Source organism: Campylobacter sp. RKI_CA19_01121, from assembly GCF_025771295.1.
Taxonomy (GTDB): Bacteria; Campylobacterota; Campylobacteria; order Campylobacterales; family Campylobacteraceae; genus Campylobacter_D.
Window position 1 is genome coordinate 1 of record NZ_JAKMQA010000002.1, and the last position, 23,299, is coordinate 23,299.

At 28.8% G+C, this 23,299-nt stretch carries 20 protein-coding genes; 18 read left to right on the forward strand and 2 right to left on the reverse strand.

The window, feature by feature from the left end; translation table 11 throughout:
- Positions 1-37: 37 nt before the first annotated feature.
- The 12 genes from L8T90_RS01015 to L8T90_RS01070 all read left to right on the forward strand — a co-directional run bounded on the left by L8T90_RS01015 (position 38) and on the right by L8T90_RS01070 (position 15,400).
- Complete coding sequence (locus tag L8T90_RS01015; protein ID WP_263736464.1) at positions 38-1,996, forward strand: hypothetical protein; 1,959 nt, start codon at positions 38-40, stop codon at positions 1,994-1,996.
- Entirely contained in the window at positions 1,993-2,652 is a 660-nt protein-coding gene (locus L8T90_RS01020) for a cytidylyltransferase domain-containing protein (RefSeq protein ID WP_263736465.1), read from the forward strand. The genes L8T90_RS01015 and L8T90_RS01020 overlap by 4 nt, the downstream gene beginning before the upstream one ends.
- Positions 2,652-4,280, forward strand: a complete 1,629-nt coding sequence (locus tag L8T90_RS01025) for an aldolase catalytic domain-containing protein (protein ID WP_263736466.1) — start codon at positions 2,652-2,654, stop codon at positions 4,278-4,280. The genes L8T90_RS01020 and L8T90_RS01025 overlap by 1 nt, the downstream gene beginning before the upstream one ends.
- Entirely contained in the window at positions 4,264-4,887 is a 624-nt protein-coding gene (locus tag L8T90_RS01030; RefSeq protein WP_263736467.1) for an HAD family hydrolase, read from the forward strand. The genes L8T90_RS01025 and L8T90_RS01030 overlap by 17 nt, the downstream gene beginning before the upstream one ends.
- 106 nt (positions 4,888-4,993) lie before the next feature.
- A complete protein-coding gene (locus L8T90_RS01035; protein ID WP_263736468.1) occupies positions 4,994-5,911 on the forward strand; it encodes a class I SAM-dependent methyltransferase in 918 nt (305 codons plus the stop codon).
- A 34-nt stretch (positions 5,912-5,945) separates the two neighbouring features.
- Complete coding sequence (gene cysD / locus L8T90_RS01040) at positions 5,946-6,848, forward strand: sulfate adenylyltransferase subunit CysD (RefSeq protein ID WP_412174991.1); 903 nt, start codon at positions 5,946-5,948, stop codon at positions 6,846-6,848.
- Positions 6,848-8,272, forward strand: a complete 1,425-nt coding sequence (gene cysN / locus L8T90_RS01045; protein WP_263736469.1) for a sulfate adenylyltransferase subunit CysN — start codon at positions 6,848-6,850, stop codon at positions 8,270-8,272. Before cysD ends, cysN begins: the two co-directional genes overlap by 1 nt.
- Complete coding sequence (locus tag L8T90_RS01050; protein WP_263736470.1) at positions 8,269-9,984, forward strand: SLC13 family permease; 1,716 nt, start codon at positions 8,269-8,271, stop codon at positions 9,982-9,984. The genes cysN and L8T90_RS01050 overlap by 4 nt, the downstream gene beginning before the upstream one ends.
- An 8-nt stretch (positions 9,985-9,992) precedes the next feature.
- A complete protein-coding gene (gene cysC, locus L8T90_RS01055) occupies positions 9,993-10,574 on the forward strand; it encodes an adenylyl-sulfate kinase (RefSeq protein ID WP_263736471.1) in 582 nt (193 codons plus the stop codon).
- On the forward strand, positions 10,575-12,173 hold the full coding sequence (locus tag L8T90_RS01060; protein ID WP_263736472.1) for a hypothetical protein: 1,599 nt from the start codon (positions 10,575-10,577) through the stop codon (positions 12,171-12,173). It abuts the gene before it with no gap.
- 24 nt (positions 12,174-12,197) lie between these two features.
- Complete coding sequence (locus L8T90_RS01065) at positions 12,198-14,225, forward strand: capsular polysaccharide biosynthesis protein (RefSeq protein WP_263736473.1); 2,028 nt, start codon at positions 12,198-12,200, stop codon at positions 14,223-14,225.
- Positions 14,222-15,400: a capsule biosynthesis protein gene (locus tag L8T90_RS01070; protein WP_263736474.1), complete on the forward strand. Its 1,179-nt coding sequence runs from the start codon at positions 14,222-14,224 to the stop codon at positions 15,398-15,400. Before L8T90_RS01065 ends, L8T90_RS01070 begins: the two co-directional genes overlap by 4 nt.
- Here L8T90_RS01070 and L8T90_RS01075 read toward each other — a convergent pair.
- Positions 15,397-16,911, reverse strand: coding sequence for an SGNH/GDSL hydrolase family protein (locus L8T90_RS01075; RefSeq protein WP_263736475.1), 1,515 nt, complete (start codon positions 16,909-16,911; stop codon positions 15,397-15,399). The two genes, L8T90_RS01070 and L8T90_RS01075, sit on opposite strands and share 4 nt — an antisense overlap.
- Positions 16,912-17,075: 164 nt before the next feature.
- Between L8T90_RS01075 and L8T90_RS01080 the strand changes: the two genes are divergently transcribed.
- Genes L8T90_RS01080 through L8T90_RS01090 form a run of 3 tightly spaced genes read left to right on the forward strand, consistent with a single transcriptional unit; the run spans position 17,076 to position 19,939 of the window.
- Positions 17,076-18,206 (forward strand): DUF829 domain-containing protein, encoded by a 1,131-nt coding sequence (locus tag L8T90_RS01080; protein ID WP_263736476.1) that lies wholly within the window; start codon positions 17,076-17,078, stop codon positions 18,204-18,206.
- A 9-nt stretch (positions 18,207-18,215) separates the two neighbouring features.
- Entirely contained in the window at positions 18,216-19,589 is a 1,374-nt protein-coding gene (locus L8T90_RS01085; protein WP_263736477.1) for a cytochrome P450, read from the forward strand.
- Positions 19,586-19,939, forward strand: coding sequence for a membrane protein (locus L8T90_RS01090; RefSeq protein WP_039627957.1), 354 nt, complete (start codon positions 19,586-19,588; stop codon positions 19,937-19,939). The genes L8T90_RS01085 and L8T90_RS01090 overlap by 4 nt, the downstream gene beginning before the upstream one ends.
- On the opposite strand, the gene nusA is transcribed toward L8T90_RS01090, so the two are convergent.
- Positions 19,936-21,027, reverse strand: a complete 1,092-nt coding sequence (nusA, locus tag L8T90_RS01095; protein WP_263736478.1) for a transcription termination factor NusA — start codon at positions 21,025-21,027, stop codon at positions 19,936-19,938. The genes L8T90_RS01090 and nusA overlap by 4 nt on opposite strands.
- A 123-nt stretch (positions 21,028-21,150) precedes the next feature.
- Here nusA and L8T90_RS01100 point away from each other — a divergent pair, with 123 nt between their 5' ends.
- From L8T90_RS01100 to L8T90_RS01110, 3 genes are read left to right on the forward strand one after another with little or no spacing between them, the layout of a single operon-like run.
- Positions 21,151-21,393 carry an HP0268 family nuclease gene (locus L8T90_RS01100; RefSeq protein ID WP_039617566.1) on the forward strand — a complete coding sequence of 81 codons (243 nt, stop codon included), beginning with the start codon at positions 21,151-21,153 and terminating at the stop codon, positions 21,391-21,393.
- The gene (gene miaB / locus L8T90_RS01105) at positions 21,390-22,688 is read left to right on the forward strand and encodes a tRNA (N6-isopentenyl adenosine(37)-C2)-methylthiotransferase MiaB (protein ID WP_039617568.1); all 1,299 of its coding nucleotides are present in this window, start codon (positions 21,390-21,392) and stop codon (positions 22,686-22,688) included. The genes L8T90_RS01100 and miaB overlap by 4 nt, the downstream gene beginning before the upstream one ends.
- Positions 22,672-23,295: a lysophospholipid acyltransferase family protein gene (locus tag L8T90_RS01110; RefSeq protein ID WP_263668986.1), complete on the forward strand. Its 624-nt coding sequence runs from the start codon at positions 22,672-22,674 to the stop codon at positions 23,293-23,295. Before miaB ends, L8T90_RS01110 begins: the two co-directional genes overlap by 17 nt.
- Positions 23,296-23,299 lie beyond the last annotated feature (4 nt).

Sequence of the window (23,299 nt, forward strand, 5' to 3'; positions counted from 1 at the left end):
GATTGCTATGTGTATACATTAGAAAAAAGGTAATATTGTGGAAATTAGAAATTTTATAGAAATGCTAAAAAAATTCGATGAAAAAATTATAGAAAAAGAATGTATTATTGGTGATTTTACTGAAGAATTTAGGAGTATTGTTAAAATTCAAGAAGAAAAAAATATTTCAAAGATGATCGATTTTTGGGGTAAACAAATAAGCAATAAATATTTTGAAATAGAGCACCCATTTTATAAAAACATTAAGACTAGGGCTGTATATAATATTGCAGATAATAAGGCTTCAAATATCGTATTTATGATTGACAAGGAAAATAAGTATCCGTGGATTTTTACACAGGCATCTTTGTTGATAAACTATATTATTGTTCCCGGTGCTTTTTATAAAATTCAATGTGCATGGCCTATTCCATATACAGTGAAATATATGGCTAATAAAATAAATTTGAATGATTTGAAATTTAAAAACATTAAATTTGGCTTTACATTCAATATGTCTCAACCGCAGCATTTTTTTGTTTACCCATTGAGATTTTTTTATTTGTTGATGAAAAGTGGATTAGTAGAGGATGTAAAAATTGATCCTGCAAATTGTTTTTTTATGTTTAAAAAATATATTAAAAATATAAATTATAGTCATGATAATATTGTTTATATTTATCCAAATGGTGTCCCAGAATCGCGCAATATTGAATTTGAGGAGGCAATATTGCGTGATGTTTTAGAAGATAAAACAGAAGATAAAACAGAAGATAAAACAGAAGATAAAACAGAAGATAAATTAGTTATATGGATTGGTTTGTGTATTTTTGAGTATAGAGAATGGATTGAACAAGAAGAGGGTGTTTATAATATTATTATAGAGTTGTTAAAATATTTTAATTGTATAAAAATATATTTTAATGGAACTACATCTTATGATGGTATGATTGGTGATAGTAATAAGCAACTTTTGTTTTATGGGGTTAATTCAAATCTTTTTAAGAATTTGTCTGAAAAATTTAAAGAAAAAATTATAACGGGCGAAGTTGAGTTAATTTTTTTGGAAGACTGTGATTATAGAAAAAAAATTTCTTTATGCAATGAGAGTCATTTATGTATATCAGAAGGAAACACAACTGGTATGATTCCGTTTCAGTTTTGTAAAAAACAGGGGGTTAATTTTGTTCCACCGCAAGTTCCTTGGGCGAGAAAGTGCGGTATAATGGTTGAGAAAAAATTTATACTAGCTGCGTATAATGTAAAAAATAAAATAAATGGCGGTTTAGGTGGATATCATATTCCTTGGCAACATATTTATAACCTTGTTGCAGACATTTTGGAAAAAATGGATCTCAGTAGTGTGGCTATAAAAAACGAACTGAAGATCTCTCGTTTATCGGTTCCTGCGGTTGAGATATTAGCAGAGCGTTATAGAATCAATTCAACTTATGGAGTTGCATTTGATTTAAAAGATATGGTTTTAGCAGATACTATAATAAAAGAACTAAAACAGGTAATCCAAAATCAAGATAATCAAGTTAAAAACTCTCAAATTCAAAATTTAAATCAAAATATAAAACTTAAAGAACAAACCATTCAAGATAATTTAGCTCAAATTCAGTTATCAAGCAAACAATTATCCTTCCAAGCTAAATACGGAACAGCCAAAGCAAGAATTCAAAATCAACTCTCTTATAAACTAGGTCAAGCTATGATAGCAAATTCAAAATCTATACTAGGTTATATAAGAATGCCTTTTGTGCTATCTTATATAAAAGATAAACACAAACAAGAACAAAAAATCTATCAAGAAAAAATAAAAAAAGATCCATCATTGGCATTACCTCCATTAGAAGATTATCCTGATTATAAAGAAGTCTCAAAACTTAAAAATCATCTTTCTTATAAACTTGGACAAGCTCTTATACAAGCTAATAAAACTTGGTATAAGGGTGGATATGTTAAGATGTGGTTTGAGATAAGAAATATAAAATACAAAAGTGAGAAAAAATGAAAACAGTTGCTTTTATTCCGATAAAATTAAACAATGAAAGACTACCAGGTAAAAACACTAAAACCTTTTTCGATGGTACACCATTGGTACATTTTGTTCAAAAAACTTTATTGAAATGCGAATATATTGATGATATATATGTATTTTGCAGTGATGCAAAAATAAAATCGTATTTGCTTGATGGAGTTAAATTTTTACAAAGAGATGCTAGTTTAGACTCATCAGAAACACTCGCTGGAGATTTAATAGCTAGTTTTGTTAAAAGTATAGATGCTGATATTTATATTATGGCTCATGCTACTTCTCCTTTTGTGCTTCTTGATACATATAAACAATGCATTAATGCAGTAGTATCTAAAAAATTTGATTCAGCAATTGCTGCAAAGAAATTTAAAAATTTTATTTGGTTTAAAAATGAACCATTAAATTTTTTATTAGATTCAGTTCAAAAAACTCAAGATATAGAACCTGTATTTTGTGAAATATCTTCTCCATATGTGTTTACAAGGAATGTTTTTGCAAATTATAATAGTCGAAGCGGGAAAAAAGTTTTTGTTTGTGAGTGTAATTTTATTGAATTTATTGATATAGATTATCCTGAAGATTTTGAATTTGCGGATAAAGTATACCAATATTTCATTAAAAAGGATAAATAATGAAACATTTAAAAATTTTAGATTGTACATTGCGAGATGGAGCTTATATTGTTGATAAAAAATTTGGAAAACCAGTTATACAAGGTATTATTGAAAATCTCATAGACGCTAATATTGATTTAATCGAGATAGGTTTTTTACAAAATGAAGGTTTTGGAGAAGGTAAAACAGTATTTAAAAAACCGTCTGACGCTTTTGATTTTTTACCTGAAAATACAAAACAATCAAATTTTTCTTTATTGGCTGATTATTCAAGATATGATTTTGATTTATTACCTATAAATGTAAATTGTAAAATCAATGTAATCAGGATATGTTTTTTTAAACATGAGTGTTTCTTAGCAATAGATGCGGTAAGAAAGGTTATTGCCAAGGGTTATAATGTTTATGTGCAACCTGTTGATATTTTGGGTTATTCCGATAAAGAATTATTGGATTTAATAGACGAAGTTAACAAAACAAATAGTACTTGTTTTTCAATAGTTGATACTTTTGGATCGATGTATATTGAAGATTTAAGAAGATTGTATTATTTTATAAATCATAATTTAAATAAGAATATTCAAATAGGATTTCATTCTCATAATAATTTGCAGCTTTCTAGTGCATTATCTCAAGAGTTTATTAGATTGAGCCAGAATGAAAGAAATGTTACAGTTGATACTAGTTTGAATGGTATGGGAAGAGGAGCTGGCAATACACCTACAGAGCTTATTGCATTATACGCAAATAAAAAAATGAACTATAGTTATAATATTCATGCTTTACTAGATTGTATTGATGTGTATATTAAACCAATTGCGGCAAAATTTAATTGGGGATATAGTTTGCCATATTTTATTGCTGGTATGTATAGTGCACATACAAATAATATAAACTACTTGTTAGGGAAAAACAATATCCTTTGTAAGGATATTTCATTGATTTTATCGCAATTGGAGATAGATAAAATTAAAAGATATGATTATGATAGACTCGAAGAGCTTTATCTTGAACATATAGGAAGGGTTGATATTGACGATAGTCACGAATTCAAGAGATTAGCTGAAATTTTCAATAATAAAAATATTTTAGTTCTAGCTCCTGGAAATTCTATAATAAATGAAAAAGATAAAATTTTAAAATATATAAGAGATAAAGATTGTTTGGTTGTAAATATTAACTTTATTGATTCAAGTTTTCAAAATGATTTTTTTTATGTAAGCAATATTAAACGTTTTGAATATTTGAAATTAAATTCAATCTTTATTCAAAAACCAAAAATATTTTTGTCAAACATTCAGGCTAACATTCCAAATTCTTTTAGAATAAACATTAATAGAGTTGTTCAAAAAGGATGGAGTAATTTGGATAATTCTATTATCTTATTTTTTAGACTTTTAGATTATTTTAAATTGCAATCTTTGGCTATAGCGGGTTTTGATGGATTTGTATTTGGGCAACAAAATTACTTCAAAGATGAAATGGAAATTCAAAAAAGCAAAGAAGAAATTCATAAAATAAATATTGAGCTAGAAGATATGTTTAATAGTTTTATTGACACAAGGAAAAGTAAATATGAAATTATTATGCTCACAAAGACAAATCTCAAATTAAAAAAAGGTAAGATTAATGCTGATACTTTTTGATCTTGATGGAACTTTAATTGATCCTATAGATGGTGTTATTAGAAGTATTGATTATGTTACAAATTACTTAAAACTTCCTAACATTAGTCGAGAAGTCATTAGAACGTTTATAGGACCACCCATTTTTAATTCACTAAAAAATACACTTGAACTCAGTGATAAGGATGCTGCTCTCGCAACAAAACTTTTTAGAAATATATATAAGCAAAATTTTCTTTATAATGCAAGTGTTTACGATAACATTTCTCTGTTGCTTGAAAAAATTCATAATAGTACAAATAAAATTGCAGTTGCAACTTATAAAAGACAGGAGCACGCAGAGCTTATTTTGAAATATTTTGGTCTCAGTAATTATTTTGATTTTATACAAGGATCTGATGCTGAAGGAAAATGGTGTAAAGCAGATATCATAAAATTATGTTTAGAGTATTTTTCTATGAAAAATGCTCTAATGATAGGTGATACCTTACATGATGAAAAAGCCGCTAAAGATTTAGGTATTGATTTTATTAGTGTTTCTTGGGGATATGGATTCAAAAAAAATGAAGCTATGGTGCATAGTGTAGCAGAATTAATTGATTTTTTATATAATAAAAAGATAATATAATTGTTGCTTTTTAAATATTAAAATTAATAAAAATGATATTATTTTAGTTGTATTGAAGATTGCTTTGTTACAATAAATTTTTAAATATTAGTAAGGAGATGGATTTATGAAATGTTATTTATGTGGAAATGAAAATATTTCTAAAAGAAATGGCAAGGTTAGAGATAATAATGAAATTGATATACTTGAATGTGAAGAATGCGGATTAGTTTTTTTGAGTAAATTTTGTACAAATGAAAAATTTTATATAGATAATAAGATGAATGATTTATCTTTTTTTCAACATTCTAAAAGAATAGATTTTCAAAATAATGGAAAACAAACTCTATTAAATAATTATATTGAAACATTATCTAAAGATAAAGAAGAAGCTATTAAATTCAGGTTGAAATTTGTTAAGGAACAAATTATTGCTAAAAATATATTAGATTTTGGAAGCGGAAGGGCTGAGTTTTTAATTTTAGCTAAGGAGTATGCAAAAACAGTATCTGGAGTGGAAATTGAACAGCAGGTTGAAAAAATTTATGAAAATAACAATATTAAATTATATAGAGATTTAGATGATATTAATTTAATAGAAGGAGAGGGTTATGATATTATAACAGCATTTCACGTAATAGAGCATTTACATGACCCTATCGGTATTTTGAAAAGATTATCTTTTAAATTAAAAGATAATGGCAAAATAATAATAGAAGTTCCTAATGCAAATGATGCACTTCTTACTATATTTCAAAATAAATCATATCAAAATTTTATATATTGGAGCCCACATTTATATTACTTTAATACACATACCTTATCTATGATTGCAAAAAAAGCTGGATTACACGTTGATTTTATAAAATGTATACAAAGATATTCCATAAGTAATAATTTATATTGGTTGGCAAATGGACTTCCTGCTGGACAAAAGCATTGGGGAAAATTTATAGATAATCCTATCTTGCAAAATGCTTATGAGCAAACTTTGGCATCATTAGGCGCAACAGATACTTTGATAGCTCAATTTAGTAAAATTTGATATAATTTTCTCTTTTATTTTGAAAGAGAAAATTATGTTCAATATATCTTATCTGGAATATTTAGAAACACAATCCATTCATACCATCCGTGAAGTGATAGCTGAGTTTGAAAAACCAGCTATGCTTTATAGTATAGGTAAAGATAGCTCAGTTATGCTTCATCTTTTACAAAAAGCATTTTACCCAAGCTTGCCCCCGCTTCCTTTAGTGCATGTAGATACCACATGGAAATTTAAAGAGATGATAGAATTTAGAGACAAACGTGCCAAAGAGCTTGGCATGGAGCTTGTAGTTTATCAAAACCCCAAAATCAAAGAATTAAATCTTTCTCCATTTGCACATGGCTCTTCTATGTATACAGATATTGCTAAAACACAAGGTTTAAAACAAATGCTTGATTTATATCAGTTTGATGCGGTATTTGGTGGTGCAAGAAGAGATGAGGAAAAATCGCGTGCAAAGGAAAGAATTTATTCTGTTCGTGATGAAAATCACTCATGGGATCCGAAAAATCAACGCTCAGAATTATGGGATATCTACAATGGTCGTCATAAAAAAGGTGAATCCATAAGAGTTTTTCCACTGAGTAATTGGACTGAACTTGATATATGGCAGTATATTTATAAAGAAAATATTCCTTTGCCAAGTCTTTATTTTGCTAAAAAACGACCGGTAGTAGAATATATGGGGGCTAAAATTTTAGTTGATGATGAGCGTATGCCAAAAGAACTTGCTAAAAATGCCAAAGAAGAATTGGTTCGTTTTAGAACCCTAGGTTGCTACCCGCTAACAGGAGCTATAAATTCAAGTGCTAGCAATGTTTTAGAAATCATCGAAGAACTTTTGCTTTCTAAAACAAGTGAAAGACAAGGTAGGCTTATAGACACTGATGAAGAAGCAAGTATGGAAAAAAAGAAAAAAGAGGGGTATTTTTAATGAAAACAAATGTAGAAAAATACCTAAAAGAACATGAAAATAAAGAGCTTTGTAGATTTATCACTTGTGGTAGTGTAGATGATGGCAAATCTACCCTTATAGGTAGAATGCTTTATGATACAAAAATGCTTTTTGAAGATCAAATTTTATCTTTAGAAAAAGATAGTAAAAAGCTTGGCAATGCAGGGGAAAAGCTTGATTTTGCACTTTTAGTAGATGGTCTTGCAAGCGAGAGAGAGCAAGGTATAACCATAGATGTAGCATATAGATTTTTCACAAGTGAAAAAAGAAAATTCATCATAGCAGATACCCCAGGCCATGAACAATACACTAGAAACATGGCAACAGGTGCTAGTACAGCTGATATTGCTATCATACTTATAGATGCTAGAAAAGGGGTTTTAACTCAAACTAAAAGACATTCTTATATAGTGAGTTTGCTTGGTATAAAACAATTTATTATTGCTGTGAATAAAATGGATTTGATTGATTATAATCAAGAAATTTTTAATACAATCTGCAAAAATTATCAAGAAATTCTACCATACTTAAAAAATCATGAGTATATTAAAACCCATTTTGTTCCTATATGTGCACTAGATGGAGACAACATAGCTTCTAAAAGCATTAATATGCCTTGGTATAGTGGAAAAACCTTATCTGAGCTTTTAGATACTTTGCCTATTGCTACTAGTTTAAGTGATGAGTTTATCATGAGTGTGCAATATGTCAATCGCCCTCATTTAAATTTTAGAGGTTTTTGTGGAAATATTGCTAGTGGTAGTATAAATATCAAAGGTGAAGTTGTGATTTTACCTTCTTTAAAAATAAGTAAAGTAAAACAAATTATCACGCCTAGTATTAAAAGTCTAAATATACCTGATAAAAATGAAAAAATTCAAAGTGCTAAAAATGCTAGCTTTCCAAGTGCTATAACTTTAACTTTAGAAGATGAGATAGACATTTCAAGAGGCGATGTAATAGCTTCTAAAAATCATAGCATAGAAATTTCAAATTCTTTTAAAGCTATGGTAATATGGATGAGTGAAGTTGAGTTTAATTTAAATGAAAACTACCTTATTAAAATAGCAAATTTAACTACTAATGTAGTATTTGAAAAAATTGATTTTAAAAAAGACATTAATACTTTCAAAGAATTTCAAAGCGATGAATTAAAACTCAATGATATTGCTAAATGCACCTTAAAGCTTAATAAAAAAACAGCCCTTAAAGCTTATAAGGACAATAAAACTTTAGGAAGTTTTATCATCATAGATAAATACTCTAATGAAACCTTAGCAGCGGGTATGGTAGAAGAAATTTTAGCAAGCGATGAAAAGAGTAGAATTTACACTCAAGCAGAAATAGAACTTAATGCTTATATTAGAAAAAACTATCCTGAGTGGGGATGTAAAAAAATATGAAAATTATTGTCGCATTAAGTATTTTAATCTTGCTTATTTTACTAATTAGCAATAAAATTAAACCTTTTATTTTATTTGGTAGTGTAGCTGTGATTTATTATCTTTTGGGGTATTTAAATTTAAATACTTGGCTTAGTTCTTATACGAGCGAATCTTTGATAGTGCTTGTTTTGCTTTTGCTAGTTTCACTAGCTATAGAAAAAAGTGTTGTGATAAGTTGGTGTTCTAAATTCATCATAGGTAAAAATTATCATCTATCACTTTTAAAGCTTGGAGTTGTTACAGCTAGTATTTCAGCTTTTTTAAATAATACTGCAGTAGTGGCAAGTTTTATGAGTATTATAAAAAATAACAAATTTCAGGTTCCTTCTAAACTACTCATCCCACTTTCGTATTTTTCCATAGTTGGTGGAACGATGACTTTGATAGGCACTTCAACTAACTTGATAGTCAATTCTTTTGTGGTGCAAAATGGTTTGGAAAGTTTAAAGATTTTTGATTTTTTTGCGGTGGGTTTTTGTATAAGTATTAGCGTGCTTATAGTGCTTTTGATTTTTAGCTTTTTATTGCCTGAGTATAAAGAAAGAGAAAATGTCATTAATGAGTATTTGATTAATGCTAAAGTATTGAAAGGTAGCTCGTTAGTGGGGAAAACTATACAAGAAAATGGCTTAAGAAATTTAGAGTTTTTGTTTTTACTTGAAATTCAAAGAAAAGATGAGCTTATTACTCCTGTTAGTCATAATGAGCTTATCAAAGAAGGAGATGTATTAGTTTTTAGTGGAGATATTACACATTTAGAGGCTTTGAAAAAATTTAATGGCTTGCAAATTGGCTCGCAAGATTTGAAATTAGAAACATTAAATTTAGTAGATGTTGTTATAAATTCTGAGTCAAATTTGATAGGAAAAAGCGTTAAGGAGGCAAACTTTAGAGCTAAATTTGATGCTGGGATTGTGGCTCTAAAAAGAGGCTCAAAAAATATTTCAAAAATTGGTCAAAATTTATTACAAGCTGGGGATAGACTTATTTTAAGCGTAGGCAAGGATTTTCACTCAAGAGATAATATCAATAAAAACTTTTACATTATCTCAAATATCATGCAAAATCAAAAGTTAAGTAATATTCAAAGTTTTATAGTGATTTTTGCGTTTTTAGCCATCATTGCTTTATCTGCTTTGGAATTAGTGTCTTTGCTTAAAGCACTGTTAGTGTTTTTAGCTTGCTTATTTATATTTAAAATCATAAGTTTTGATGAGGCAAAAAGACGCTTTCCTTTGGAAATTTTTATTATAGTAGGATCTTCTTTAGCTATTACTAAAGTTTTAGTTAATAGTGGTTTAGCTAAAGATTTGGCCGAGTTTATTATAGGAACTTTTGGGGTATATGGATTATATGGTAGTTTCGTGGGAATTTATCTTCTAACTTTGCTTTTAACTGAAATTATTACCAATAACGCTGCTGCAGCTTTGGCTTTTCCTATCGCTTATAGTACTGCTTTAGCGCTTGAAGTTAATCCAACTCCGTTTATATTAGCGGTTGCTTATGGGGCAAGTTGTGCTTTTTTAATGCCACATGGTTATCAAACTCACTTGATGGTAGGTTCAATTTGTGGGTATAAAACTACTGATTTTATAAAAATAGGATGGATAGTTTCTTTGACTTATTCAGCTATTGTTTTAACTATGACTCCGGTATTTTTTAGTTTTTAAGGAAAGAAATGAGTAAAAATTTAACTTGGCACACAAGTAGCATTACAAAAACTCAAAGAGCTAAACTTAAAAATCAAAAACCATGCGTTTTGTGGTTTAGTGGGCTTAGTGGTAGTGGTAAATCTACTTTAGCAAATGCGGTTGAAAAAAAACTTTTTGAGCAAGGTTTTCATACTTATCTTTTAGATGGAGATAATGTGCGTCATGGACTAAATAAAGATTTGGGTTTTGATGAGGTTTCAAGAGTAGAAAACATAAGACGCATAGGAGAAGTATCTAAGCTTTTTGTAGATGCTGGTATGATAGTGCTTTGCGCTTTTATATCACCTTTTGAAAAAGATAGAAAGCTTATAAAAGATCTTTTAGATGAGGATGAATATATAGAAATATTTGTTGATACACCTTTGGAAATTTGTGAAAAAAGAGATCCAAAAGGACTTTATAAAAAAGCAAGAAATGGAGAGATTAAGAATTTTACAGGTATAGATAGTCCTTATGAAAAACCTAAAAACCCGCATATACACATAACAAAAGAAGATCTTAATGAGAATGTGGATATGATTTTGAGATTTTTAGATAAGAGGGTGTAAATGACTGCTTATGTGCATATAGGGACTGAAAAAACAGGAACAACAAGCATACAGGATTTTTTATTACAAAATCATGATTATCTTGTTAAACAAGGTTATTTATATCCTAAAAACTATTTAATAGGGAAACAACATTGGTGGCTTGCTGATTTAGCTCATGAAATGACAATAAATAAAATTAATGATTTTAGAGAGATAAATTTAAATAAGAATTATTCTTTAGTATTTGAGGAAATCAATCAGCATCAGAGTAAAATATTTGTGTTTTCATCAGAAGCAATATGTAGAAATTGTTTTTCAAAAGTTCACGTAAGCAATCTAAGTAATATTTTTAAAATACTCGGATTTGATGAAGTTTTTATTATTTTATATATAAGAGAAATTAGTGAATTTGTTAGTTCATACTCTGTGCAGAATATACAAGGTTGGGCTCATTTTAATACTGATAAAATTACGCCAAATATACATCCAAGAATTTATTCTTTTAATATTAAAAGAATAATAGAAGATTTTTCTGAAGTTTTTGGCAAAGAGAATTTAATTGTAAGGTTGTTTGATAAAAATGAATTTTACAAAGGAGATTTGTTAAAGGATTTTATATGTAGCATAGGCTTGAAATGGGATAAAAATTTGATTATACCCCCAAAACAAAATGAGAGTTTGGATTTATTAGGTGTAGAGTTACAAAGAAGACTTAATGAAAAATTTCCTCATAAATTTGATAATAATCCTCCTTATATGCCTATAGAAAATAATAAATTACGTATAGATTGTCTTAAATATATAAAAAAACATTTCCAAAATTCTAACAATACTCATCTAAAATTTCAAGTATCTAAAAAAATAATACAATCCTATATAGATTATTTTGAAGAACCAAATGAATGGGTAAGAAAAGAATTCTTTCCCCATAAAGAAAGATTATTTCCTAAAAAAGATTTAAGTAATTATAAAGAAAACTATGAGCTTAAAGAAATGAAGCCAGAGTATTGGGATAAAATAGCTGAATTTATAGCTGATATTATAGAAACTAAAAATCAAACCATTCAAAATAATTTAACTCAAATCCAAAGTTTAAATCAAAATATAAAACTTAAAAATCAAACCATTCAAAATAATTTAACTCAAATCCAAAGTTTAAATCAAAATATAAAACTTAAAAATCAAACCATTCAAAATAATTTAACTCAAATCCAGTTGTTAAGTAATCAACTATCCTTCCAAGCTAAACATGGCACGGTAAAATCTCGTATCCAAAACCAACTCTCTTATAAGCTAGGTCAAGCTATGATAGTTAATTCAAAATCTATACTAGGTTACTTAATAACGCCTATGGTATTATTAAGTGTAATAATTTCACATAAACAAGAACAAAAAATCTACCAAGAAAAAATAAAAAAAGATCCTTCTTTAAAACTACCTCTATTAGAAGATTATCCTGATTGTCAAGAAGCCTTAAAACTTAAAAATCATCTTTCTTATAAACTAGGACAAGCCTTTATAAAAGCTAATAAAACTTGGTATAAGGGTGGGTATGTTAAGATGTGGTTTGAGATTAGGAAGTTGAAAAGAGAATTTAAGAATAAAAAATTGATATAATCTTTTTTTAATTAAAGAGAGATCATGAAATTTTATACCATATCAAAAAAACTAAAAGAAAATGTCAAAAATTTTTACAAAATAACTCTGTATCATGCCTATAAAAATATCACAAAAGAAGATATTTTTGTAGGTTGGGGTAGAAAAAAGTCAGGTTTAAAAGCTGTAGAACTAGCTAAAAAATATAATGCAAGATTTTTGCTTTTAGAAGATGGTTTTTTGCGCTCATTGAATTTGGGTATAGAAAATAGTCCAAGTTTTTCTATCGTCAAAGATGATATGGGAATTTATTACGATGCGACTGCGCCATCTAAACTTGAAAATATTTTAAATTCTTATGAGTTTAGTGCCGAAGAATTAGAGCAAGCAAAAAAGGCCATAGAGCTTATAAAAAAAGAAAAACTTAGTAAATATAATAATAATCTTTGCGTGCCAAAAGAGCTTTTTAACGTCAACGAAGAACGCGTATTAATCATCACTCAAGTAGCAAATGATGCTTCATTAAAATTTGGCTTAGCTGATAATTTTTCAACTCAAGATATTATAAATGAAGCTATCAAAGAAAATCCAAATGCTAGAATATATATTAAAATTCATCCTGATGTATTAAGTGGTAAAAAACAAAGTGATTTTAATGTACAAGATTTACCAAGCAAATGTGTAGTTATAAAAGAAAATTATAATCCCATAGAATTGCTAAGTTATTTTAAAAAAGTTTATACCAAGACTTCTGGTATGGGTTTTGAAGCTTTGATGTTAGAACGCGAATGTGTGTGTTATGGTATGCCATTTTATGCAGGCTGGGGTTTAACTCAAGATAAGCAAGCGTGTAAAAGAAGGCTTAAAAAAAGAACCCTAGAAGAGGTTTTTTATGCTACTTATATTTTATATAGTGAGTATTTTAATCCTTATTTAAATCAAAAAAGTGATATTTTTGATACTATTCATACCCTAGCAAAGTATAAAAAGATAGAACAAGCTAATTCTAATACTTTGTATTTTTTAGGTTTTTCTAAATGGAAAAGAGAATTTGTAAGACCTTTTTTTAAAGCTAAGAATAATAAAATCATTTTTTTAAACTCACTTGATGAACTTTACAAAGCAAATTTAAATCCTAAGGATAAAATTTTCATCTGGGGTAAAAAGTATGATAAATCTTTGCTCGCTAAAGATTTTAATAATGAAATTTTCTTAGTAGAAGATGGCTTTTTGCGCTCTGTTTTTTTAGGTTCAGATCTTACACGCCCTTTTTCTTTGATAGTAGATAGTAAAGGCTTGTATGTAGATCCAAGTAAGCCAAGTGACTTAGAAGATATTTTGCAAAATCACATTTTTGATGAAAGTTTAAAACAAAGAGCTAAAAAACTCATCATCACCATCACACAAAACAAATTTTCAAAGTATAATGGCTTAAAGCATGAAAAGCTAAATTTTAATACCAATAAAAAAATCATTTTAATCCCTGCTCAAGTAGAAGACGATGCTTCTATGATCTTAGGTGGAGCAGGTTTTGATACTTTAAAACTTTTGCAAAGTGTAAGAAAGGCCAATGAAAATGCTTTTATAGTGTTTAAACCTCACCCTGATGTTTTAAGTGGTAACCGTAAGGGTTTAAAAGATAAAAGTATTATTTTAAAATATTGTGATGAAATTATAGAAAATGTCAGCATAGATAGTGCTATAAATGCATGCGATGAAGTACACACTATAACCTCAACAAGTGGTTTTGACGCTCTTTTGCGTGGTAAAAAAGTAGTGGTGTATGGCAAGCCTTTTTATGTAGGTTGGAGCTTGACAAGCGATTTGCATGAAATTCCAAGACGTACAAGAGTGCTTAGTTTAGAAGAACTTGTTGCTGGCGTTTTGATCCTTTATCCAAGATACATCCATCCAAAAAGTAAAAATTTATGTGAAGTTGAGCTTGCATTAGATATAATGTTAAAAATGCAAAAAGATTATTTTTCTAAATTTTATTTGCGTTGGTTTATGGATATAAGAATTTATATATTAAGAAAAATAAGAAGATTAATAGAATTTATTTTGGTTAGATGAATTTAAGTAAGAAATTAAAAAAATTTTCTGGTAAAAATGTTTTATTACTTCAAGGACCTGTGGGAGGATTTTTTTGTAAAATTGCTACAAAAATTCCAAAAGCTAAGGTTTATAAAGTAAATTTTAATGGCGGAGATTTTTTCTTTTATCCTTTTAAAAGCGTTAATTACACTAAAAGTTTAGCCGAGCTTGAAGACTTTTATAAAAAGCTTTTTGAAGAAAAACAAATTCAAGTTATCTTGATGTATAATGATTGTAGAAAAGTGCATGAAATCGCCATTAATGTTGCTAAACAAATGGGTATTGAAGTATGGATTTTTGAAGAAGGTTATATAAGACCAAATTTTATTACTTTTGAAAAAGACGGAGTAAATGCAAACTCCACTTTACCAAGAGAAAAAGAATTTTATCTAAGTCAGAAAAAATTTGATAAAGATTTTAAATTTAAAACTTTCTCAAGTACTTTTAAAAATATGGCCTTTGCTTCGTTTTTATATTGGCTTTTTGCTTTTTTATTTTCTTGGTATTTTAATAATTCTTTACATCATAGAAGTTTAAAATTATTTGATTTTTTACCTTGGTTTTGCTCAGTATATAGAAAAAACAAATACAAAATCACAGAAAAAAGTTTAAATGAAAAAATTCTTTCCCTAAAACAAAAGTATTTTTTAGCTATTTTGCAAGTGCATAATGATACTCAACTATCTCATCATTATAAAAAAACTACAGAAAAATTTATAGAAGAAGTGATCATCTCTTTTGCTAATCATGCCAAAGCAAAGTCTTATCTAGTTTTTAAACACCATCCTATGGATCGTGGCTATAGAGACTACACTAAGCTTATAGAAGATTTGAGCTTAAAATACAATGTCGAGGGTAGAATTTTATATGTACATGACTTGCACTTACCTACGCTCTTAATCAATGCAAGAGGCACTATAGTCATAAATAGCACGGTAGGACTTTCTGCTTTATATCACAATAGCCCTTTAAAAGTTATGGGTAAAGCTTTTTATGATATAGAAGGTTTGACTTATCAAAAAAGCTTGCATACTTTCTGGAAAGAATGCAGAGCATATAAACCTGATGTGGTTTTGCACGCTAAATTTAGAAATTATGTGATATATAAAACCCAAGTCAATGGAAATTTCTTCAAAAATATTAGTTTAGATTAAAATTTCTTTTTATAGTTTTTTGCAATTTTTCTAAGTTTAAAAGGTAAGCTTAAATAGCCTATTTTAAAAGGAGTTCTTGAAGCTTGCAAAAGTGCATTACCTAAAATATAAGACAGATGTGTTTTTGCAATAAGGGCTTGTTTATAATCCGCATAAGCTTTTAGTGGCGGTAGATCTTTTTGTTCTTTTTGATTTTTAAAATGATCTTTTTTGACTTTTCTTAATTCAAAAGGTATTTTAAAATACCCTAGATAACTTTTACTGTTTTTTATGATGATTTCTCCAAGCTTATAACTTAGTCTTTCTTTTATCCTTAAGCTAGCTCCATAAAGTTTATTGTTTTGATGGATAAATATCTCATATTCATTTTTTAAGCCTTTGTGGTTTAAAAAACGTAAAAGATTATGATTTTGACTTTGTAGAAAAGTTTGTGTGTTAAGTTTTTTTAGTTCATGGTATTCTAACGCTAATTCTTTATAAAATGCTATGGGTGGTATTAAAGAATCATGGGTATTTGTAGGATAATTTTTACATTCAATTTTTTTATTATTATCATTTTCTAAAAGTAAAATTCCTATTAAGTCCACATAATCAAGTCTTGGTGTTTTTTCATTTGCTATGTTTGAGCCTAAACTTTCTTCGCTTTGCTTGATAATTTGCGTATTAACATGCAAAAAGGTTTGCTCGTCGCAAATTGCTTTTTCATTTTGTATATCTTGAAAAGTATTGATAAGTCCAAAATTTTTTACTAATTTAAAAGATGAGTTTACAATGCTTATAGATGATATAGCATGGGGGGGGGTTGATAAGTTAGTGTGATTCCAAGTATGTATGCCTAAGATTTGATAGTTTTTGAACTCTTTTGGAAAAATGATTTTTTCACTAGCTTTAATCTTTACAGTTTTTTCACAAAAAAATGAGTTTTTATGCTCCATTTTGGTTAAATTTGAAGGTGCAAAGATACGGTATTTTCTTTTTGAGTAAATGATATTTTCTTTGGATTTTTTAAAGCTGTGTAAATTTTTAATGATGTTTTTTCCAAGCTCTTGCATACCTAGTGGTATAGGATGAAAATTATAGTTTTGATCAAAATCATAAAGATTATTTTTTTGGTAGTAAAGATCTACATCGATTAGATTGAAACCATAATGAGTACAGTTTTTCCTATGGGCTTCATTGATAGCTTTTGATTTGTCATTGTAAGCTGGTATGGGAAATATAAGCACTATGGTAATTTTGTTTGCTTTGTAAAGTTCTTCGTAAAAATAGTCAATATTTCTAAGTATAATATTTAAACTCATAGGACTTAGATAATCATTGATATTTGATTCGCTGATGAGAAAATCACTTTTGTTTATAGTATCTTTATGGCGTATTAACTCATAAAGATTTTGTAAAGAAGTACTAAGCCCTAAGGCATAATTATGTAGTGTAATGTCTTTATTTTCAAGACCTATTCTAAGACCATTTTTAAGTACACTATTGCTACCACCTAGTAAGATTACATTCATTTAAACCTTTCCATAGTTTAATAAATTTTATTTATTCTATAAAATATTTTTTAATGAATAATTTCAGAGTAAAAACACCTCATTTTGCCTTTAAATAAGCATTTGACAAAGATAACAACTTTAGCTATATTTTTAAATTCATTTTGAGTTTATTTGGGATTTTAATGGATAAATTGTGTCAAAAAAGAGATGTTTTTTATATAGCAGGTTATGATCCTAGAGGATATAGGCATTATTATGTTATGTTTAAAAAAAATTTAGCCGAGCAAAATACACTTTTAAATTATGATTATACTTTATCAAAAGCTCAGGTTAATACATATGCTTTTTGGCAAATTCAAACCCCACATACAAGTACTTCTTACACCTTTTTAAGTTGGAATGATATAGTCAAAAAAAACTGGTCAGAGGGTATAAAAGATGCTTTGAGTGATTGCTATAGTTTTTTTAGAATTTATACTATTACAGGACTTTTTTTAAAATTTGGTAAAGAATCCCCGCACCAACTCATCACAGGTTATTACCCATTTTTTTATGTACTTTTGAGTTTGATTTTTACTTTATTTTGTGCTTTTGGAAGCTTGTTTTATTTGCAAAATTTTCATGTTATTTTAGGAATTTTAGCTTTTATTTTATTATTAGTGTTTTTACCAAAAATGCTTTATAAATTAGGCAAGAAATTAGCTGTTTTTTGGATAGCTAGAATTTGTTCTTTTTGTGCAAACTGGGAGAAAAATTCCCAAGGCGAGCTTGAGTTAAGAATGGATGATTTTGCTAGGGTTATTTTTGAAAAACTAAAAGAAAATGTAAATGATAAAAATTACGAACTCATCTTAAGCGCACATAGTGTAGGAACAGTACTTTGTATAAATGTTTTAGCAAAAGTGCTTAGGATGTGTGAAAAAGAAAATATATCTTTTGAAAATTTAAAGGTTTTAACTTTAGGTGAGTGTATACCTTTGGTAAGCTATCAAAAAAGATCTTTTGAGTTTAGAAAAGACTTAGAGTATTTAGGAAATAAAAATTTAATATGGTATGATTTTACTTCTATTATTGATGGGGCTTGTTTTGCACAAGTTGATTTTATACGCACAAGCGGGGTAAAGGCGCAATTTAGTCCAAAATACCTTTCGGCTAAATTTCATACTTTATATAAAAGCAAAGATTATAAAAAAATCAAAAAAGACAAATATAAAGCACATTTTTTATATTTATTTGCCACACAAATTCAAGGGGTATATAACTTTTTTGAATTTATCATAGATAAAAATAAACTAGAAGAAAAAATCAAATAGGAGAAAAACATGGGTCAGTGTCCTTTTCATCCAAAACCTTATAAAAATAAAGCTTCTACATTAACTACTTTTTTACTAAAAAGAAGATCATGGCTTGATGGGCTTTATGAGCGAAGCTATAAGATGATGATGGGTAGAGTAAAAATGCCTGGATTTGATCTTTATGTGGTAAATGATCCAAAAGAAGTTAGACGCATTATGGTAGATGAGGTTAGAGAATACCCAAAAAGCCAACTTTTGCATGAACTTTTAGAGCCACTTTTGGGTATAAGCATTTTTACAACTAACGATAGAGTATGGGAAAAGCAAAGAGAGCTTTTAAGACCTTCTTTTGAAATGACAAGGATTTCTAAGGTTTTTAATTTGATGAGTGAAGCAGCTTCTGATATGATGGCAAGATTTGCAAAATATGAAGATAAAGCGGTTATAGAAGTAGATGAAGCTATGACTTTTGTGACTGCAGATGTGATTTTTAGAACTATCATGTCATCAAAACTTGATGAGCAAAAAGGCAAACTTGTTTTGGATGCTTTTGTAACTGTGCAAGAAGAAACAGTTAAAACAGCTATGCGAAGAATGTTTCGTTTCCCAACTTGGCTTTCAAATCTTTTGGGCGAGAGAAAAAGACTCAAAGCAGGTGGAGTTATACGCAAGGTTTTATCAGATATTATAAAACCAAGATATAATAATGCTACAAATGATCAAGTAAAATATGAAGATATTTTATCATCATTGCTTATGGTAGTCGATGCAGATACTAATGAGAGATTTTCTTTTAATGAAATTTTAGACCAAGTTGCCATGCTTTTCTTAGCAGGCCATGAAACTACTGCAAGCTCGCTAACTTGGACGCTATATATTTTAAGTATTTCTCCAGATGAGCAACAAAAAGCTTATGAAGAAATCATGCAAATTGCAGGTGATGAGGAGTTTAAAATAGAACATATTAGAGCGATGAAATATCTTACAAATGTGTTTAAAGAAAGTTTAAGACTTTATCCACCAGTTGGTTTTTTCGCTAGAGAAGCAAGAAATGATAACAAAATGAGAGATAAGCTCATCAAAAAAGGCTCAGGTGTAGTGGTAGCTCCATGGCTTATCCATAGACATGATAGTTTTTGGGAAAATCCACATGAGTTTGATCCAAGTCGCCATGAAGATAAAAGCAAGATTCAAAAAGACACTTATATGCCTTTTGGTATGGGAGAGCGTGTGTGTATAGGGCAGGGCTTTGCTATGCAAGAGGCTGTTTTGATTTTAGCTAATATTTTAAGGACTTATAAGTTAGAATTAGAAGAAAATTTCGTGCCTGATATAGTAGGAAGACTTACTATAAGATCGGCAAATGGTATGAATATAAGATTTATAAAAAGGCAAAAATGAAAGAAAAATTAGCAGGAACTATACTACTTTGCGCTATCGTTCCTTTAGCGGTGATTAGTTATCTTTTTATTGTTATAGTAGGTACTTTTGGTAATCCTGCTAGGGTTAGACAAGGTGTGAGAGCGCTTGATCATTTTGTCAATGCTACTTTGTTTAATGGTTATGCTTGGGAGTCTTTATCATCTCATGCTTGGAGAGAGCGCGATAAAAGATGGGCTAAAATAGTTATTAAAATTACAGATTTTTTTGATAAAAATCACTGTCAAAAGGCCAATAAAAGAGAACAACCTATAGTAGATTTAGTTTTAGAAAGAAAGCTTACCGAGCAAACTGTCGGTAAGCAGCTTTAGTTTTCTCCAAATAAAGCTTTAAGGTTTTTAAACGCTTCTTCTTGGTTATTAGTTTTATCTTCATTATTTACTTCATTAAGCTCTATCTCATATCCAAGAAGCATGCTAGCTAAGCGTATATTAATACCACTTTTTCCTATGGCTTTGCTTTTTTGCTCGCTATTTAGCGTTACAATAGCTTTTTTATCTTCAATAATAACTGAGTTTATAATGGCTGGAGCTAAGCTTCTAGTGATTAAAATTGCCATTTCATTAGAATACTCAATGCAGTCAATGTTTTCATTTTTTAATTCTTTGCTTACAGCATTGATTCTAACTCCTTTTATACCCACAGTTGCTCCTACTGCATCAACGCTTGGGCTATTAGCTTGTAAGATGATTTTTGCTCTTTCACCTGGAATTCTTGCACTTGCATAAATATTTATAAGACCATCTTTGATTTCAGGAACTTCAGCTTTTAACAAAGCTTCTAAAAATTTAGGGCTAGTTCTACTAAGCTCCATTCTCATACCTGATTTATCAATATATACATGTCTAATAACAGCTTTAATCACATCGCCTACTTTAAATTTTTCACCTTTGATACGATTTTTTCTAGGTAAATATGCACGAAACTCATCAATTTCTACATAAGTATTTTCTTCACTATCTACTCTTACTACGCTACCAAAAACCATATGTCCTACCATTTTTTGGTATTTTTCATAGATTTTTTCTTCTAAGAGTTTTTGTATATTGTATTCTAATTCTTTATGTAAGATATTTACAGCAGTGCGGCCTAAATTTTCTAAAGAGCATTCATAAGTTAGCTCATCGCCAATTTCTACATCTTTAGCTTCTGCTCTTGCTTTACTTAAAGCGATAAAATGCTCATTTTCATTTTCTAATCTTTCATCATTATCAGCTACTACGATGATTTTTTGATAAAGTTGTAAATTTTTACCTGAATCAACAAAAAATTCATATTTATCACCATAAATTTTCTTAGCAGTATTAATAAGTGCTTTTTTAACTCTCTCTCTGACATCTTCTATTTGTAAATTTTTCTCATTAGCAATGGATTCAATTATATCTGTGATTTTTTCCATAATGACAATACAACCTTAATTTTGGATTTTAAAAGTTTGAAGAATAAAATTATATCTTTAATAAGTTTAATTAAAAGTAAAATTTGCTATAATTTCAGATTAAAAAAACTTGAGGATGATGATATGGATTTAAAAATAGCAAGAACCTCTGTTGATGAAAAGCCAAAAAGTATAAGTTTAGAAAGTATTGAAAAGGCTGTAGATAAAGAAGGTCAAAAATTTTTCTATTTTGATAAAGACAATGCACATAAGCAATTAATCGCTTTGGTAGAGCATTTTGAAAAAAAAGGAAAATGTGTTTATCATAGAACAATCAAATATGGTTTAGATGATACAGATTTTATGTATGAGGTACACATTCTTTGAGTAAAAAACTTTTTATACAAACTTTAGGTTGTGCTATGAATGTGCGTGATTCAGAGCATATGATAGCTGAACTTAAAGAAAAAGAAAATTACGAACTAACTCAAGATGCAAAAGAAGCAGATTTGATTTTAATCAATACTTGCTCAGTGCGTGAAAAGCCTGTGCATAAGCTTTTTTCAGAAGTTGGAAGTTTTGAAAAAATCAAAAAAAATGGAGCTAAAATAGGAGTTTGTGGTTGCACTGCTTCGCATTTAGGAGATGAGATTTTTAAGCGTGCTCCTAATGTGGATTTTGTTTTGGGTGCTAGAAATGTTTCTAAAATCACAAAGGCTGTAAATACTCCAAAATTTTTAGGTAATGATATAGATTTTGATGAGAGTAATTATGCTTTTGCAGATTTTAGAAATAGCCTTTATAAAACCTATATTAATATCTCTATAGGTTGTGATAAACATTGTACTTATTGTATAGTGCCTCATACAAGAGGAGATGAAATTTCTATACCTTTTGAGATTATTAAAAATGAAGCATTAAAAGCTGTTTCTAAAGGTGCTAAAGAGATTTTTTTACTAGGACAAAATGTTAACAATTACGGCAAAAGATTTTCTAATGCACATGAAAAGATTAATTTTTCAGATCTTTTAGAAAGACTAAGTGAAATTGAAGGTTTGGAGCGTATCCGCTTTACAAGTCCACATCCATTGCATATGGATGATAGATTTTTAGAGGTTTTTTCTAAAAATCCTAAAGTTTGTAAGTCTATGCATATGCCTTTACAAAGTGGCTCAAGTGAAATTTTAAAGGCTATGAAACGCGGTTATACTAAAGAGTGGTATTTAGATAGAGCCTTGAAACTTCGTTCTATGTGCAAAGATGTGAGTATTTCTACTGATGTGATTGTAGCTTTTCCAGGTGAGAGTGATAAAGACTTTGAAGATACTATGGATGTGCTTGAAAAAGTGCGTTTTGAACAAATGTTTTCTTTTAAATACTCTAAAAGACCACTAACTAAAGCTGCAACTATGCCAAATCAAATTCCTGATGATATAGCTTCAAAACGCTTGAGTATTTTACAAGCAAGACATACAGAAATTTTAGATGAAATTGTTGCAAAACAAAAAGATAAAGAATTTGAAGTTTTATTTGAAGAATTAAGAAGTGAAGGTTTTGTAGCAGGTAGAAGTGATAATAACTTTTTGATTCAAGTTAAAGGTAGTGAAGAATTATTAGGACAAATGAAAAAAGTAAAAATCACCAATCCTAGGCGTATGGTGTTAAATGGCGAAATCCTTTAAGATTAATCTTTTAGCTTTTGGAATTTTTTTATTACAATGGCTGATTTTTTTAACTTGTAGAAAGGTTTATTTAGGGCAAAAGCTTCCAAAAAGATCATGTGTGATACTTTTTTGGCATGGGCGTCTTGCTCTCATGCCTTTTGCCTATCGTAAAATGGGTATTAAAGGAAAAAAAGCTTATGTGATGATTTCACACCATAAAGATGGAGAAATCATTGCTAGAAATATTGCCTTTTTTGGTTTGGATACTTTAAGAGGTAGTACAAGCAAAGGTGCTTTGGCTTTATTAAAACAATCTTTTAAAATTTTAGATCAAGGCGATGATGTGATTATTACTCCAGATGGACCAAGAGGACCTTATCATAGTGTTTCAGATGGTTCTGTGATGATAGCTTTGAAAAAAAATACTCCACTTTTTTTGCTAAATTACGAAGCAAGCTCTTTTTGGGAATTTAAAAGCTGGGATAAAATGATCTTACCTAAACCTTTTTCTAAGATTACCTATAGACTAAGTGAAGAAATCAAAATACAAAATTTAAATTTAGAAAAAGCTAAAGTATTGATAAAAGAAAAATTTGATATGATAAGTCAAATAGACAAGGGATAAACAC